This is a genomic window from Streptomyces sp. NPDC054813 (genome assembly GCF_053611365.1).
In genome coordinates this window covers 133831-149560 of sequence record NZ_JBSHAF010000008.1, presented here as the reverse complement: position 1 = coordinate 149560, position 15730 = coordinate 133831, and the positions used below count along the sequence as shown (strand labels likewise).

At 68.3% G+C, this 15730-nt stretch carries 11 protein-coding genes, 1 other RNA gene and 2 pseudogenes; 9 read left to right on the top strand and 5 right to left on the bottom strand.

The genetic code is table 11. The annotated features are described in order from the left end of the window. Nucleotides 1-12 precede the first annotated feature (12 nt). On the bottom strand, nucleotides 13-1575 hold the full coding sequence (locus ACWGJB_RS18090; protein ID WP_453381129.1) for an FAD-dependent monooxygenase: 1563 nt from the start codon (nucleotides 1573-1575) through the stop codon (nucleotides 13-15). A gap of 46 nt (nucleotides 1576-1621) precedes the next feature. Between ACWGJB_RS18090 and ACWGJB_RS18085 the strand changes: the two genes are divergently transcribed. The 4 genes from ACWGJB_RS18085 (at nucleotide 1622) to rnpB (ending at nucleotide 4529) form a co-directional block, all read left to right on the top strand. Then, a complete protein-coding gene (locus tag ACWGJB_RS18085; protein WP_453381128.1) occupies nucleotides 1622-2263 on the top strand; it encodes a TetR/AcrR family transcriptional regulator in 642 nt (213 codons plus the stop codon). A gap of 36 nt (nucleotides 2264-2299) precedes the next feature. Further along, nucleotides 2300-3130 carry an AraC family transcriptional regulator gene (locus tag ACWGJB_RS18080; RefSeq protein WP_453381127.1) on the top strand — a complete coding sequence of 277 codons (831 nt, stop codon included), beginning with the start codon at nucleotides 2300-2302 and terminating at the stop codon, nucleotides 3128-3130. Between the two features lie 16 nt (nucleotides 3131-3146). Then, the gene (locus tag ACWGJB_RS18075) at nucleotides 3147-4109 is read left to right on the top strand and encodes a DMT family transporter (RefSeq protein WP_453381126.1); all 963 of its coding nucleotides are present in this window, start codon (nucleotides 3147-3149) and stop codon (nucleotides 4107-4109) included. Between the two features lie 18 nt (nucleotides 4110-4127). Beyond that, an RNA gene (gene rnpB, locus ACWGJB_RS18070) (RNase P RNA component class A) lies at nucleotides 4128-4529 on the top strand. A gap of 298 nt (nucleotides 4530-4827) precedes the next feature. On the opposite strand, the gene ACWGJB_RS18065 is transcribed toward rnpB, so the two are convergent. The 3 genes and pseudogenes from ACWGJB_RS18065 to ACWGJB_RS18055 all read right to left on the bottom strand — a co-directional run bounded on the left by ACWGJB_RS18065 (nucleotide 4828) and on the right by ACWGJB_RS18055 (nucleotide 10305). Continuing rightward, nucleotides 4828-6729, bottom strand: a complete 1902-nt coding sequence (locus tag ACWGJB_RS18065) for a DNA/RNA helicase domain-containing protein (protein WP_453381125.1) — start codon at nucleotides 6727-6729, stop codon at nucleotides 4828-4830. A gap of 134 nt (nucleotides 6730-6863) precedes the next feature. Continuing rightward, nucleotides 6864-8819: a DNA/RNA helicase domain-containing protein gene (locus tag ACWGJB_RS18060; protein ID WP_453381124.1), complete on the bottom strand. Its 1956-nt coding sequence runs from the start codon at nucleotides 8817-8819 to the stop codon at nucleotides 6864-6866. Nucleotides 8820-9177: 358 nt separating this feature from the next. Further along, nucleotides 9178-10305, bottom strand: a pseudogene (locus ACWGJB_RS18055) (IS3 family transposase). Between the two features lie 108 nt (nucleotides 10306-10413). On the opposite strand from ACWGJB_RS18055, the pseudogene ACWGJB_RS18050 reads away from it, so the two are divergent. The 5 genes and pseudogenes from ACWGJB_RS18050 to ACWGJB_RS18030 form a co-directional block, all read left to right on the top strand. Next, nucleotides 10414-11269: pseudogene (locus tag ACWGJB_RS18050) on the top strand (RHS repeat-associated core domain-containing protein); the annotation flags it as partial. A gap of 9 nt (nucleotides 11270-11278) precedes the next feature. Continuing rightward, complete coding sequence (locus tag ACWGJB_RS18045) at nucleotides 11279-11842, top strand: hypothetical protein (protein WP_453381123.1); 564 nt, start codon at nucleotides 11279-11281, stop codon at nucleotides 11840-11842. Nucleotides 11843-12059: 217 nt separating this feature from the next. Beyond that, nucleotides 12060-12875 carry an SAM-dependent methyltransferase gene (locus ACWGJB_RS18040; RefSeq protein ID WP_453381122.1) on the top strand — a complete coding sequence of 272 codons (816 nt, stop codon included), beginning with the start codon at nucleotides 12060-12062 and terminating at the stop codon, nucleotides 12873-12875. A 246-nt stretch (nucleotides 12876-13121) separates the two neighbouring features. Then, complete coding sequence (locus tag ACWGJB_RS18035; protein ID WP_453381121.1) at nucleotides 13122-13664, top strand: AMIN-like domain-containing (lipo)protein; 543 nt, start codon at nucleotides 13122-13124, stop codon at nucleotides 13662-13664. A gap of 301 nt (nucleotides 13665-13965) precedes the next feature. Next, nucleotides 13966-14799, top strand: a complete 834-nt coding sequence (locus ACWGJB_RS18030; RefSeq protein ID WP_453381120.1) for a PIG-L family deacetylase — start codon at nucleotides 13966-13968, stop codon at nucleotides 14797-14799. 112 nt (nucleotides 14800-14911) lie between these two features. Here ACWGJB_RS18030 and ACWGJB_RS18025 read toward each other — a convergent pair whose 3' ends face one another. Next, nucleotides 14912-15463 (bottom strand): HD domain-containing protein, encoded by a 552-nt coding sequence (locus tag ACWGJB_RS18025; RefSeq protein WP_453381119.1) that lies wholly within the window; start codon nucleotides 15461-15463, stop codon nucleotides 14912-14914. Nucleotides 15464-15730 lie beyond the last annotated feature (267 nt).

The following is a 15730-nucleotide window of genomic DNA, read 5'->3' as shown; positions in this document are numbered from 1 at the left end:
GCAGGCGCGGGCTCAGGCGGTGACGAACCAGCGGATCAGGGCGTCGTCGAGGTCGTCTCCCCGGTCGTCGTCCCCGTCCGCGGCCCAGGCCACGAACCCGTCGGGCCGCACGAGGAGACCGGTCAGCTCCGGCCGCCCCGGGCAGGCCGCACCGACGACGTCCACCCGGTCGCCGTACCCCTCCGCCCGGGCGCGCAGCTTCGGGTCGTCGGCGAGGTCGAGGAGCAGGGCGCGGCCGTCGTGCAGATGGTCGCCGAGCCGGGTGCCGTCGGAGAATTCCAGGTCAGGGGCGCTCCGCCCGGTCAGGGGGTGCTTGCCGGGCAGGTCGTACCGCTGCCAGACACCGGAGATCTGCTTGACGAGGTACGTCGTCCCGTCCTTCGTCAGCGCGAGATCGGTGACCACCCGGCGCAGCGCGCGGGCGTGCCGGTCGGGCCGCATGACGGCGATCTGGGCGCGGGTCCAGTCCAGCACCCAGGCGCCGACCGGATGCCGTTCGCCGGTGTAGCTGTCGAGCAGGGACTCCGGGGCCCGCCCTCGCGCCACGGCGGCCAGCTTCCAGCCGAGGTTCATGGCGTCGCCGAGCCCGAGGTTGAGTCCCTGCCCGCCGAACGGCGAGTGCACGTGCGCCGCGTCCCCGGCGAGCAGCACCCGGCCCTTGCGGTAGGTGCTCGCCTGCCGGGCGTTGTCGGTGAACCGGGTCGAGGAGTGCACCTCGTGGATGGTCACCTCCGGCACCCCCGACACCCGGCGCAGGGCGGCCTGGAGCTCCTCGGCGGTGATCGGCGCGGAACGGTCGGCGGGCGGCCCGTCGAACTCGACGGTGAGTATCCGGCCGGGGAAGGGCCCGTTGACGTACGTCCCGACGTCCGTGGTGTTCCACCCCTTCCCCAGCCGCTCGCCCCCGCTCATCTCGACGACGGCCTGGTAGCCGGTGATCTCCGGTTCGGTACCGGGGAAGTCGATCCCGGCGAGCTTGCGGACGGTACTCCGCCCGCCGTCGCACCCGACGAGCCAGCCGGCCCGGACCGTCTCGGAGGCGCCCAGCCGTACGGTGATGTTGTCGTCGGCGGCGTCGAAGCCGGTCAGCTCCACGCCCCGGCGGACCTCGACGCCGAGCCGCTCGGCGCGGGCGGCCAGGATCCGCTCCAGGTCGGCCTGCGGGACACCGAGGCCGACCCGGTCGGCGGGGCCGATGTCGGCGAACGCCGGGTCGGAGCCGTCGAACAGGTCACCGCGCATCATGATCCCGGCGAAGTGGCCCGCGAACTTCGGGGGAGTCCGGGACGCGTCGGCACCGCGGTCCCCGAGGAAGGCCTGCAACCGCCAGCGGTTCTTCTCCCAGGCTTCCGCGAGCTCGGGCAGCATGCCCCGCCGGTAGAGGGCCACCGCGCCGGCCGTGTTGATCCCGCCCGCCTTGATGGTCACGTCCACCTCGGCCAGCCGCTCCACGACCAGCACACTCGCCCCGCCGAGCCGCAGCTCCCCGGCGAGAAAGAGCCCGACGGGGCCGCCACCTGCCACCACCACGTCGTATATGTCCACGTTCTTGCGCTCTGTTGTCGTCGTAGTCATGACTTCACTGTAGTCACTAAAAGTTTCGAGCGGCTATAGTTTTCTTGTGATCGATGAGAACAGGCCAGGAGAGTCCCTGCGGGAGCGCAAGAAGCGGGAGACGCGGCAGCGGATCTCGAACGTCGCCACGGTGATGTTCCGGGAACACGGCTTCGACCAGGTGACCGTCGCCGAGGTCGCGCGGGCGGCGGGCGTCTCGGCGATGACCGTCTTCAACTACTTCCCGCGCAAGGAGGACCTGTTCCTCGACCGCATCCCGGAGGCCGTCCAGGCCTTCTCCGGGGCGGTACGGGACCGGGCCCCCGGCGAGCCCCCGCTCACGGCGCTGCGCCGCCTTGCCTTCCGGTTCATCGACGCGGGGCACCCGCTGGGCGGGGTGGGGGAGGGCTTCGAGGGCTTCTGGCCGGTCGTCGCCGCCTCGCCGACGCTGCTGGCGCGCGCCCGCGAGGGGGCCGAGGAGGTGGAGCGGGCACTGGCCGGAGCGCTCGCCGAGGCCGGGCAGGCCGACCCGGAGCTGCTGGCGGCCGTGACCGTCGCCGCGTACCGCTCGGTGTGTGTCACCTCCGTGCGGCGCCAGCTCGCGGGCGAGCCGTTCCCGGAGATCGCGCGGGACCACCGGGAACGGATGGGGGCGGCGTTCGACGCGCTGGAGCGGATGGAGCGGACGGGGCATGAAACCGGCGCCTGAGCGCGTTGCAGGTGTGAGGTCTAGGGGGTGCCGAAGGTGGCGGAACAAGCACGGTGGACGAGGGCTCGGCTGGGCCGCTGCGGGCCGCCGCTCGACCTGCTGACGGCGCATTTCGAGCGCCACACCTACGCCCCGCACGCGCACGCGGAGTTCACGATCGGGGTGTGCGTGGGCGGCTCCGAGATCATCGACTACCGGGGCGGCCACATCCGCAACGGCCCCGGCGCGATCGTCGTACTGGCCCCCGGCGAGATGCACACCGGCGGCCCGGCCACCCCGACCGAGGGCTACGCCTACCGTGCCCTGTACGCGGACCCGTCCCTGTTGGCGGAGGGCACCCTGGGCGCCGGCACACCGCACTTCCGCGAGCCGGTACTGGACGACCCGGAACTGGCCGCGGCCCTCCGCCAGGCCCACACCGACCTGGCCACCTGCCCCGACCCGCTGGAAGCGGAATCCCGCCTCCCCTGGCTGCTGACGGCCCTGTCCCACCGCCACTCCACGGCCCGCCCGGCAACGGACCACGTCCCCGGGGCGCAGGGGATATCCCACCTCGTCCGGGACAGACTCGCCGACGAACTCACCGCCCCACCCTCACTCTCCGACCTGGCGGCCGACCTCGGCCTCTCCCGCTACCAGCTCCTCAGGGCCTTCCGTACGACGATGGGCGTCCCGCCGTACGCCTGGCTGGCGCAGTACCGGGTGACCCGGGCCCGCGCCCTGCTGGACTCGGGCCTGCGCCCGGCGGAGGTGGCGACCCTGGTGGGCTTCGCGGACCAGGCCCACCTCACCCGCTGGTTCCGCCGGGTGCTGGGCGTGACCCCCGCCGCCTACCGCAACAGCGTTCAAGACGCGGGACGCTCCTGACATCGATGCTTGCCGCATGACTGCACGAGGCTGGTTCCTCTTCTCCCTCATGGGAGTGATCTGGGGCATCCCCTATCTGATGATCAAGGTGGCGGTGGACGAGGTGTCCCCGTCGATGGTGGTGTTCGCCCGCTGCGCGGTGGGCGCCCTGCTCCTCCTCCCCCTGGCGATCCGCCAGGGAGGCCTGTGGCTGACGATCCGCACCCACTGGCGCCCGATGCTGGCCTTCGCGTGCATAGAGATCATGGGCCCCTGGTTCACGCTCACGGACGCGGAACGCCACCTGTCCAGCTCGACGGCGGGCCTGCTGATCGCGGGCGTACCGATCGTGGGCGTGGTCGCGGCTCGCTACTTCGGCGACACGGAACACCTGGGCACACGCCGGGTGGCGGGCCTCCTGATCGGCCTGGCCGGCGTAGGAGTGTTGACGGTCCCCCACCTGACCGGCGGCGACGCCCGCTCCCTGGGCGAGGTCCTGATCACGGTGATCGGCTACGCGACGGCGCCCCTGATAGCGGCCCGCCGCCTGAAGGACGTCCCGACACTGCAGCTCATAGCCCCCTGCCTGACCCTGGCCACCCTGGTCTACGCCCCCGCGGCGGCAGCCACCTGGCCCGCCTCGATGCCGTCCTCCAGCGCCCTCCTCTCCCTCCTGGCCTTGGGTGTCCTGTGCACAGCGGTCGCCTTCGTGGCCTTCCTGGAACTGATCAAGGAGATAGGCCCGACCCGCTCGACGGTGATCACGTACGTCAACCCGGCGGTGGCGGTGGCGGCCGGGGCCCTCTTCCTGAACGAGCGCTTCACCGCGACGATCGCGGTCTCCTTCGCGCTGATCCTGGCGGGGTCGGTGCTGGCGACGATGGCCTCGGCACCGAAGGAGTCGGCGGACCCGGTGCCGGTGCGTCCCGCCCGACAGTGGCTCCGCCGCGGACCGGCCCCGGCCCCCCGGCCGGAACGAGACGAGGCCGGCGCCCGGTAACATGGTCGACACGGCAGACGAGCCGGGCGGACGGCCGCGTGGAGTCCCCTCAGGGGGCTTCCCGAGGAACGTCCGGGCTCCACAGGGCAGGGTGGTGGCTAACGGCCACCCGAGGCGACTCGCGGGACAGTGCCACAGAAAGCAAACCGCCGGGGACCTCGGTCCTCGGTAAGGGTGAAACGGTGGTGTAAGAGACCACCAGTGCCCAGGGTGACCTGGGCAGCTAGGTAAACCCCACCCGGAGCAAGGTCAAAAGGAAGCACCCCGGTGCTTCTGCGGGGACGTTCGAGGGCTGCCCGCCCGAGTCCCCGGGTAGACCGCACGAGGCCGGTGGCAACACCGGCCCTAGATGGATGGCCGTCACCCCGGCACCCGCGAGGGACCGGGGAACAGAACCCGGCGTACAGCCCGACTCGTCTGTCCCCAAGGGCCCCTGACCAGTGAAAGTGCTGGCCCGGGGGCCCTTTATTGTTGAATCTGAGGCTTGGCCAGACACTGTTCCCCACCGGTCCAAACGGGTCGCGCGGCTACGTATGGCAGCCATGGAAGTAGCCGTGGGGCGGCGGGATTGGGGTCCTCGGGGCTGGCCTGAGGCAAGCGACCTCTGCCCTGAAGTATCCGGCTTCCGCCGCGATGGCTGAGTAGTGGACCGCACTCGCGACGAGGCAGGAGATTGCTTCCCGTGGTTGCGGCTGCAGCAGTTGATCTAGCGTCGCTATCACGCGCTGAGAGCCGTGGCAGTCGATCTCCCAGGCTTCACCAGCTCACGCAACTTCGCCCGAGTTTCCGGATCTGTCGAGTAGATGGCCGTGCCGACCATGCCACGCGTCAGGAGCACCTTGTAGGTATTGCGGATCAGCCGATCCACATCGATGTCCGATGCCGTAGTCGTGCCGTTCCCCTTCCGCAGGGCGGGGTCCTTCGAAGCGGCCCGGTCGACGACCCAGCCGTTCTCCCGCCAGACGAGGTCGGGCCCGATGATTACGCCGCTCCAGTCGTACTCGAAGCCCTGCGCCGTGTAGACACAGCCGACCTGGCCGAAGCCCGCAGGGTCAGTGGCCCAGAGCGCTGAGGGCGGTGCACCCATGATCGACCGCTCACCCTTGAGGTTCCACGGTCGGCTCCAGTCGCCGATCTGAACGTCGGTGGGAAGTGGTTCACCGGGCTTGGCATCCGACCAGCGCCAACAGAACCCGGCTGACAGCCTGGCCCCGTACCCCTTCGACCGCTTTTCGTCCAGAAGGGCTTCCAACTCCTCCGGAGAATCGACGACATCGAGCTGCATCCGACCATCGGGCTCCCATGCGACGGCCTCGTCGCCCTCCAGTCCCAGCAGTCGTACGACCCACCGCAGGTACGCGTCGCTCCCACCACAGCGGAACTGGCTGTCCAGTTCCACCACCCGGCACTGCAGGTCCTTCTGCGCGGCCGCTGCCTTGATCTCCTCGACGGTCCCCGTCTCCCCAGGCCGTACAACCTGATGCTGGTCCAGGAGGAAGACGGGCACGCGGGCCACGTCGATCAGCTCCTCAATCTGCCGCTTACCGGTGCGTTGCGCCGCCGGAGTGAAACGGCTGGCAGAGGTCTCCCGCACTCGATGGGCTTCGTCGCACACCAGCACGTCCAGGCTGTTCCGCTTGGCGGTCCCGAAACTGTTGAAGTACTTGAAGAGGTCCCGCACTTCGGGCTTCCGCGCGCCGGCCACCTTGCGCATGGTCTTCGTGAACGACTGCGAGCCGGTCGCGTGCAGAGCGGGAACTCCACGCCGGTACAGCTCCCCGAGGAGCGACAGGGCGATCACACTCTTGCCGGTCCCCGGGCCGCCCGTGATGATCACAACCTCTTTGCGATCAGCCTCGTGCGCCCGCTCGACGGCCTTCAGCACGGTCTCGTACGCCACACGCTGCTCGTCGAGAAGCACGAACTGCTCCCGCTCGCGGACCTCCTGCGCTGCGACGGCCATCAACTGCTTCGAAGGTTGGACCTTGGCGAGCAACAACTCGTCGGCTGCCTTGGCTCCGGATGCGGCGGCCAGCTTCGACTGCAGGTATGCGAGGAAGTCGCCGCGTCTGTCTGCCGTGAACATGCGCCCGCGTTCACTGAGTTCGACTTCGTCGAGGCCGGAAACGCCGAACGCGGTTGCGTTGTGGAGGTAGGCGACGCCCGAGATCCGCTCAGGATGCTGAGCCAGCGCCCCGTTGAAGGCGGCGAGGTAGTCGCAGTATCCGCGCACCTGCTCGATGGGGTTGAGGACCGGGTGGGAGTAGTCGGCCAGGAAGCACAGCAGAGGATCGTCATCGTCGGGGTGAGCCTCACTCCACTGCTTGAGCTCAACGACGACATACGAGGGCTCACCGGTCCGGGGATGGACTCCGGCGAGAACCGCATCGGCTCGCTTGCTGGTCAACGGCAGCCCGAACTCCAGCAGCACCTCCACTTGACCGAGCCCGGCGTCGAGCAGCGCGTCGGTGAGAGCCGGGATACTCCGCTCCCAGGAGCGTGCTTCCGCCATGCTCGGCCTGTACCCATGTACCCGAGTGAACTGCTCGGTGAGATACAGGCCCAACGATCCTTCGAGGCGGCGGGCGGCGACTGCAGCGGCGGAGTCGCGGAACAGCAAGAGAGGCCCCCAGGCAGCACGAAACGACTCGTGCGGGTGGGGGCATGTCCTGAGACGGAAGCCCGGCGGGCCGCGTTGACGATTGATCGAATGCTACCGAACGGTGTGCCGGGCCGACTGGCGGAATACCGCCGTCAAGGACCGACGATCTTGCGCATCGGTTTGGGGAGCGGATGCTGTACCGAGGTGATCACATGCCCGCGTAGAGCGTCCCGCGTGGCCTCGTCCGTCGAGTAGATCACCACGCCCATGATTCCGCGGGTCAGCAGGACGTGATAGGCGTTACGGATGCATCGGTCGATATCGGCCTCATCGATCGTTCTGGGCCGCAGCTCGGGGTCATGGGTGGCGGTCCGGTCGATGACGAAACGGCCCTCACGCCAGACGAGATCCGGGCCGATGATCACGCCTACCCAGTCGAACTCGAAGGTCTGGGCGGTGTAGACGCAACCGACCTGCCCGGTTCCCCGCGGGTCGGTGGCCCAGAAGTCGGCATCGGGTGCGCCCTCCACGGCATGGCCGCTCTTCACGTTCCAGGGCTGCTGCCAATCGCCGATTGTGACGTCCGGGACCAGCTCGCCGTTCTCGTCCGGATTGCTCCACGGCCAGCAGAAACCGGCGACCGTTCGCGTGCTTGCCCCTGTGAGCCGATGTTCTTCCAAGAAGTCCGTCATCTCCTGCGGAGAGTCGGCGAGGTGAACCTGCATGCGCCCGTCGGGCACCCAGACCTGAGGCGTGTGCACGCCCACGCTGAGCAGCTTCAGCACCCAGTCCCGGTAGTAGGCGCTTCCCTGGGCCCGGAACATGCCGCCGAGGTCGATGAGGGTGTGCCGAAGCCCCAACGCCTTCGCGCGTTCGATCAGGTACTCGGCCGTGCCGACCTCGCCGGGGCGAAGGGACTGCCAGTCGTCGAGCAGGAAGACGGGGACACGCGTCGCTTCTATGATTTCGTCGGCCTGAGGTCGTGCGTTCTCCCGCTCCTCGCGCGGCGTGTACCGGTCGACGGAGTGGCGGCGAATGCGATGTGCCTCGTCGCAGATGACCACGTCACAGCTGTCCGGCGGCAGCTTCTTCAGCTGGTTGAAGTAGGTGAACAGGCGTGTGGCTTCCTTCTGCAGCTTTCCCTTCATGCCACGCGGCGCGTTCTGCGCGTAGGTCTCGCGAAGGGTCAGGGTGAGTGCCTTGGCCCCGGACGCGTGAACGACGTTCCAGCCGGCCTGGTCAAGAGTGCGCCGGAGCTCGAGCGCGATGGCGCTCTTGCCGCTGCCCGGCCCGCCCCGGACGATGATGACTTCCTTGGTGCGGCCCTCACGGACCCGTCGTACCGCTTCGTGTACGTCCTGGTGCGCCAACTCCTGCTCGTCCAGCAGCTGGAAGCGCTCCGGCGGTCCCATACGCGTGGGAAGGTTGACGTCGGCGATCTTCGGAGGATCGTACTCAAGGGAGTCGATCAGTACCTGGGCGGCTTCTCCACCCGGCAGTGCGGCCAGCCGCGCACCCAGCAGCTTCCGGAACTGCTCGAACCGGTCCATGGTGTAGAGCCGCCCGTGCTCGCTCTCCGGAAGCTGGAACAGCTCTCGCACGTCATCGTCGTGAGCGTTGTGCATCAGCACCGCTCCGACGACGCTCTCGGGCTTACCGCGCAGGGCGGCTTTGTACTGCACCAGATAGTCGCAGTACTTCTGCACCTGCCGGACCGGATGCAGCTTCCAGTTGGCGAAACCGAGATCGACAGCGACCGACCGCTCCGGGTGCACAGTGGCGGAACGTTGCTGCTTCAGCTCGATCAACACGTACGAGGGTGCGCCGCTGCCCGGGTGCACGCCGGCCAGGAGCATGTCCACATCGGCGTCGGTGTGCGGAAGCCCGAACTCTATGAACACCTCCACCTGACCAAGACCCCGCTCGACGAGGGCATTGATCACCGGAGGAAGACTGTTCTCCCAGGCCTCGACAAGACCGTTCGCCGGAGGCGTCCCCTCCTGGTCCTTGCCCTTCTTCCGCTTGTGCTTGTCCTTGTAGGCCAGGATCAGCCGCTCGGTCAGCGGACGATGAGCCATTCCAGGTTGGCGCTTGACCTCTTCGGCCAACGAAGCGGCAGACTCCCGGAGCAGATAGGACGACAAGGACTTCCCCCACGGCACGCCGAATCCCTTGCGGGTGGAGGCATGTCCTGGGAAGCGGAAGCCTGGCGGGCCGCGATGACAGCGTGCAACATTAGCTCGATCCGGAGCCGTGGGTGCAAGATCGAGCCAGGAGCCTCAAGCACGCATGGGGGGAGATAATCGCTGCAAGGTAGGGTCGGCCGGAAGACTTTTGCGGGGTGTGCAGTCGAAGGAAACGGCCGGATTCGCCGAGTTCTGGAAGCAGCGAAGGGCCGTCGGCGTGCTGTTCCACAAGGCGACGATAGGCGGCCGGGGCTTCCACCTTGGTCGTGGACACCGGTTGTCATGCAGCGATGGCCAGCGTAGTTGATCCCTGCTCGACGACGGCCGGCGCGAGGTAGCCGATTGTGGAGTGCCTGCGCCGGTGGTTGTAGAAGCCGAGCCAGCGGAAGACTGCGAGCCGGGCGGCTGGTTCGGTCGGCCAGCTGCGTCGGTCGGGCAGGATCTCGCGCTTGAGCGAGGAGAAGAACGACTCCGCTGGGCGTTGTCCGCGGAGGTGCCGACCGCTCCCATGGACCCGCGGATCCCGGCCCGGTGGCAGGCTTCGGCGAATGCCTTCGACCCGTATTGAGCCCCGTGATCGCTGTGGAAGATGACGTCGTCCACCCGGCCGCCGCGAGTTCGGACGGCCGCCTTGAGCGCGTCGGTGACGAGTTCGGCCCGCATGTGATCGGCCATCGACCAGCCCAGTAGGCGACGGGAGTACACGTCGATGACGGTGGCCAGATACAGGAACTTCCCGTCGGCGATGGGCAGATAGGTGATGTCGCCGATCCAGGCCCGGTTGGGGGCGGATGCGGTGAAGTTGCGCCGCAGCTGATCGGGCACCGCCTGGGCGGCGGGGTCCGGAATGGTGGTTCGGTGTCGACGCTTCAGCCTCCGCCCCTGGATGGCGTGTTGGCGCATGAGCCGTTCGACGCGTTTGCGGTTGACGACCACACTGCACGCGCGAAGCTCGGCGGTGCTCCGCTTGGCCCCGTACGTCTTTCCGGACTCCGCGTGGACCTTGCGTATCCGCCGGGTGAGTGCAGCGTCCGCGGCCTGTTTCGCGGCGCGGGCCGGGGCAGTCTTCAGCCACCGGTAGAACCCGGACCTCGACAAATTCAACACGGTGCACGCCGCTTCACGCCGAAGGCGCCGCGGTGATCGGCAACGAACTCGCAGCGGCTCACCAGTTCGTCTCGCCCGCAGAATACTTGGCCGCCCGGCGTAGAATGTCACGTTCCATCTCCAGCTCGTGCACCTGCTTGTGCAAGGCCGCGATCTCCGCGTCCTTCGCCGACTCCGCAACCGCCTCGGGCCGCTCGGCCTTCTCCGCCGTCTTGATCCATTGCCGCAGCGTCTCGTGATTAACACCCAGCTCGGCGGCGATACGCGAGACGGGCCGGCCCGACGAGCGGGCCAACGCCACCGCGTCGGCCCGGAAGTCCGCCGATTACTTGTAGGTCCCTACCCGGGACTCCTCTCCCTGGACTCAAGATCCAGCGTCGAGGTGTCCACGATCAAGGTGGAAGGCCCATCCGCCGACCTCCCGAACCCTGTCACCCTCACCTGGGATCACCAGGGCCTCAAACCCATCGCTCAGACCGAACGCATCACCGCAGCCGGATGCACCTCAACAGGAGATCGACTCCCGCTTCTTCGCGATCGTCACGGATCTCGTGGGCTCTTCCCGTGAACTCGTCGACGAACAAGGGGATATTGCCTTGCACGCTCGCAGCACCCTCTGGGACACCATCACCTGGAGCAGCGATGCCCCCACTTACACCCCCCTCCGCTTCCCCGGGCAGTACAACGATCCCGAAACCGGCCTGCACTACAACTACTTCCGCCACTACGACCCCGAAACCGCCCGCTACCTCACCCCCGACCTCCTCGGTCTCACCCCCGCCCCCAACCCCAACACCTACGTCCACAACCCGTACACCAGGACCGATCCACTCGGTCTCGAAGAGTGCGGCGAGGACCTGATCACGGTCTACCGCAAACAGACCGACCACCCATTGAGCCAGCGGATTCACATCGGTGAGAACGGCGAGGTGACAATCACCGGCAAGGGCAAGCTCTATCTGAACATGAGCGGCAAAATCAAGCACACGTTGGAATACCGGGGTGACGACGGTCAGATCGTCTCCTTCAAGATCCCCGAAGACTACCTGGTCAAGATCCGCGAGTCCGCTCTGCCGCAGAACAAGGATGATCATCCTGACGGTGATGCCTTCACCCGCACGGAATGGAAAGGCCTGCTCCAGGAGTACCCGGAAATCTCCGATCCGACCAAGGGGAAGGACCTCTACGGAATCCCGGCCAAGCTCCTCAATGAACTCCGCGACAACATCATCAAGGGCTCCGGAGATGTTGTACAGGAAAGATAGGATCGTGCGATGATTCACAGCGAGGAGAGTGTCGCCGCCGAACTGGACCGCGTTCGGCAGCGTCCCGCGATCGAGTCGGCTCCGCCGGTTCTGGCCGCTTTCACTGTCGATGTGCTCGAGGGGACCCCCGAGGCGTACGCGCTACGCGTGCGTCGCGTCCTGTCGGCCGCTCTCCACCTGGCCTGCACGGCGGAGTTCGGCGATGAAGATCTGCCGACGGACGAGTTCCCTGACTGGTTCAGGGCGGTGTCCGTCCGGGACGGTGAGGCGCCGCCACAGGAATTCGCCCGACACGGCCGCACCGCCTACGTGGACCGTAGCGGTGGAGGCCCTTGGTCCCTGCAGAACTGGATCTATCGGTTCGACCCGGAAGAGGATTCTCGCGGCTGGGAGTTCTGGGACATTGTCCGGGTGGGGCCGTCGCGGGTCCGCGTCTGGGTCGACAGCTGGGGGGAGTCCTTCTTCGGCTCCCTTGAGCTGCTGTGGCTGCTGTACGTGGCCGGTGCCACACACGTCGAGGGGCCGGAAGTTCACAAGGCGGGCACGTGGGCGTCCGAGGTGCGCGGTCGGTGATGGAGGTAGAGCAGGGTCGCATCGTGCGGGCGGCAAAGGCCGATTCCACGAGCGAGTACCGGCTTGGTTGGCGGAACGGCTTCGGTCGGTCGAGAACCGGGCGCCCCTGTCCCGACCGCACAGAAGGGAGGCGTGAACTGGTAAGCAGGGGAAGGGAGTTCGATCGTAGGATGTGCCTCGGATAATCCTCGCCCCGGTTGAAGGACGTACACGACTCATGAGTGACCCTGTGACGACGCCCGAGCCGGCGGAGCAGCAGAAGATCGACACGTCGGTGCCGCACTCCGCCCGTATCTGGAACTACTGGCTCGGCGGCAAGGACAACTACCCCGTCGACGAGGCGGCCGGTGACGCGTACACCGAGGTGTTTCCCGGGATCGTCACCATCGCCCGCTCCAGCCGTGGCTTCCTGCGTCGCAACATCGCGTATCTCGTCTCCGAGGCGGGTATCCGGCAGTTCCTGGACGTCGGTACCGGGCTTCCGACCGCGCAGAACACCCACGAGGTCGCCCAGGGGCTCGCTCCCGAGGCGCGGATCGTCTACGTCGACAACGATCCGATGGTGCTCGCCCACGCCCGTGCGCTGCTCTTCTCCACCGACGAGGGCGCGACCGCCTACATCGATGCCGACGTGACGGATCCGGATCGCATTCTTGAAGTCGCTGCCAGGACGCTGGACTTCGGTCGTCCCACCGCGCTCATCCTCAGCAACATCCTGGGCCATGTCGCCGACTACGACCAGGCGCGTTCCATCGTCACCCGGCTGATGGGCGCCCTGCCATCCGGTAGTTACCTCTCCATCAACGACGGGTCGCGCGGCATCGACCCCGTTTTCGAGCAGGCCCAGGACGCCTACAACAGCAGCGGCGCCGTTCCGTACAACCTGCGCTCCATCGATGAGATCACCGCGTTCTTCGACGGTCTGGAGCTTGTCGAGCCCGGTGTCGTCTCGGTGACGGAGTGGCGTCCGGAGCCCGGTTCGGGCGTCCCGGAGGTCATCGCCGAGCACGGTGGACTTGCGCGTAAGCCGTAACGACAGGAGTGGTGCGGCGGGCAGGCCGACGGTAACGGGTCGGCCTTGCTGCGGGGCGGTGCCGCCGCCGCACCGGTCGCTGCGCCTGCTGGTACAGGCCCGGTGCACGCGGAAATGCTGAGGTCTCACGGGGCACCTGGTGCTGGACGGCCCCCTGCGCCGCAATGGGCTGCTCCACTGCGCACAACCTTCCGGAAGGCCGCCGGTCTAAGAGACACACACCTGCGCGAGCTACCGGGGGTAGTCATGCGACGGATAGGTACTGCACTGGCCGCGATGATGCTGGCGGGCGGCGGTCTGTTGGCCGGCACGGTTCCGGCGGTGGCCGCGCCGACGGCCGCCGTGGACTGTGCCGTGACGTGGGGGAGTCTCGAGAAGAGCGGTGACGCTGGTGCCTCACGGCGCCTGGCCGACGTGAGGGCCGGACAGCACGAGTGCTTCGACCGGCTGGTCTTCGATGCCCAGGGGACGGGGGCCGACCCGATCGGGTACACGGTTCGCTACGTCGACGTGCTGCACCAGGACCCGTCCGACGTCGTGGTTCCGATCAAGGGCGGAGCCATTCTGGAGATCTCGCTGTTCGCCCCGCGCTACGACCCGGCGACCGGACAGCCCTACCCGCCGCTTCCCGCCGTCAACGTCGCCGGGTACAGGACCTTCCGGGAGTTCAAGGTCACAGGTGGCTCCGAGGGCTACACCCAGGCCGGACTGGGCGTCCGCGCCCGACTGCCGTTCCGGGTCTTCCAGACGGCCAACCATCTCGTGGTGGACGTGGCTCACACCTGGTGATCCCGTACGGGCACGGGGCGCCACTGTGCCGGGTATCGCGGTGGCGCGGGGGCGAGACCGGTGCCGGGTGCCGGGTGCTCCGGCCTTCCCCGACGGGCGTTGGTCGGGCCGGCCGGGGAACCTGCCGGTGTGCGGCGGGAACAGTCTGTTCGGTCGGCGCTGTTGCAGCGGTCGAGGAAGCGGTGTCGCGGGGGCGATGAGAATCGGTGTGCCCGGTCGTCTTTCATTAGGGGGCCGGCGCTCGACCATGTGCCCGACCGTGGACTCGGACCGACGATTTTCCCAGTAGGAGGACTGTTTTATGAACGACCGGCCCTTGACGCTCATGGCCGTGCACGCCCACCCCGACGACGAGGCCACGAGCACGGGAGGCGTCCTCGCGCGGTATGCGGCGGAGGGCGTGCGTACGGTCCTCGTGACGTGTACCGACGGCGGTTGCGGTGACGGCCCGGGGGGTGTCAAACCGGGTGATCCCGGGCACGATCCGGCGGCCGTCGCCGCGATTCGGCGTCGGGAGCTGGAGGCCAGCTGCGAGATCCTGAAGATCAGTCACCTGGAGATGCTGGGCTACGCCGACTCCGGCATGATGGGCTGGCCGTCCAACGACGCCCCGGGATCCTTCTGGCAGACGCCGGTGGCGGAGGGGGCCGCACGGCTCGCGGAACTCATCCGGCACTACCAGCCCGACGTGGTCGTCACCTATGACGAGAACGGCTTCTACGGGCACCCCGACCACATCCAGGCCAACCGCATCACGATGGCGGCGCTGGCGATGACCGAGTCCGCGTCGAAGGTGTACTGGACGACGATGCCCCGCTCGGCGATGCAGCGGTTCGGGGAGGTCCTGCGCGAGTTCGGTGAGGAGATGCCGGAGCCGGATCCCGCCGAGGCCGCCGCACTGGCCGAGATCGGTCTCCCCGACGAGGAGATCACCACCTGGGTGGACACCACCGGGTTCGGCGGCCAGAAGTTCGACTCGCTGGCCGCGCACGCCAGCCAGGGCGAGAACATCTTCTTCCTCAGGATGGGCCCGGAGAAGTTCACCGAGTTGATGGGCGTCGAGACCTTCGTACGCGTCCAGGACACCACCGGCGCGGCCGTGCCCGAGAACGACCTCTTCGCCGGACTGCGCTGACCGCGCGCACCCCGGTCGGCCCGCTGCGCCGCCCGGCGGGGTGACGGTGAAGCGGCATGTCCCCCTCGATCGGAACCTGGGCGAGGGGGAGGGGCGGGGGCCGTAACGGCGATCAGGAGCCGCCGGTCCCGCCCCTCGTGCACCGCTCATACGCCGCCACCAGCTCCCCCAACCCCAGTACCGGCCCCTCCGGGTCCTTCGCCGCGTCGTCCCAGCGGCGCAGGGACACCGCGTCCTCGGCCATCGGGTGGGCGGCGAAGGCGGCGGTCTCCGTCTCGCCCATCGGGCCGCCCTGGACCTTCAGGGACGCGATGGACGCCGGGCTGAGCATGGCCCGGTACGCGGGGTCCGTGGCCACCAGGTAGCGCTTGGCCGGGACGTGCTGGGCGATGATCCAGGCCGCGCGTTCGCTCAGGTGCCGGCGGGCCCACGCCGCGCCCGCCAGCTCGTGCGGCAGACCCGGGTGCTCGGCCCGTACCTGCTTCGCCCTGCCGATGTCGTGCAGCGCGGCGGCGACCACCAGTTCGTCGTCGGCGCCCGCCGCCACCGCGAGGTGGGCGGCCTGGAGGGCGTGGGTGCGCTGGTCGACCTGTTCCCCGCCGTAGGGGAGGCCCGCGAGGCCGTCGATCAGTTCGGCCAGTCGGTCACTCGTGAGCGTGTTCATGATTCCTCCGTGTCGGAAGCCGGTCCGCGATCTCCGGATACCTGGTCGTACTCACCAGGAACGGTGTCCGCCCGACTCGTCCGGACAACTTGCCGTCGGCCAACGGCCCTGACCCGGAAGGTGAACAGTCCGGACGGTCGTATCGCGTTCTCTGCGTTCCGCGTTCCCTATGTCTTCGGCGGAGCGTTCGGTACGGCCGTCGGCGGGGAGGGGTGGTCGGCATCCCGTCGCGCATGATGGGACACCCGCGTCCGCACGCCCGCCTCA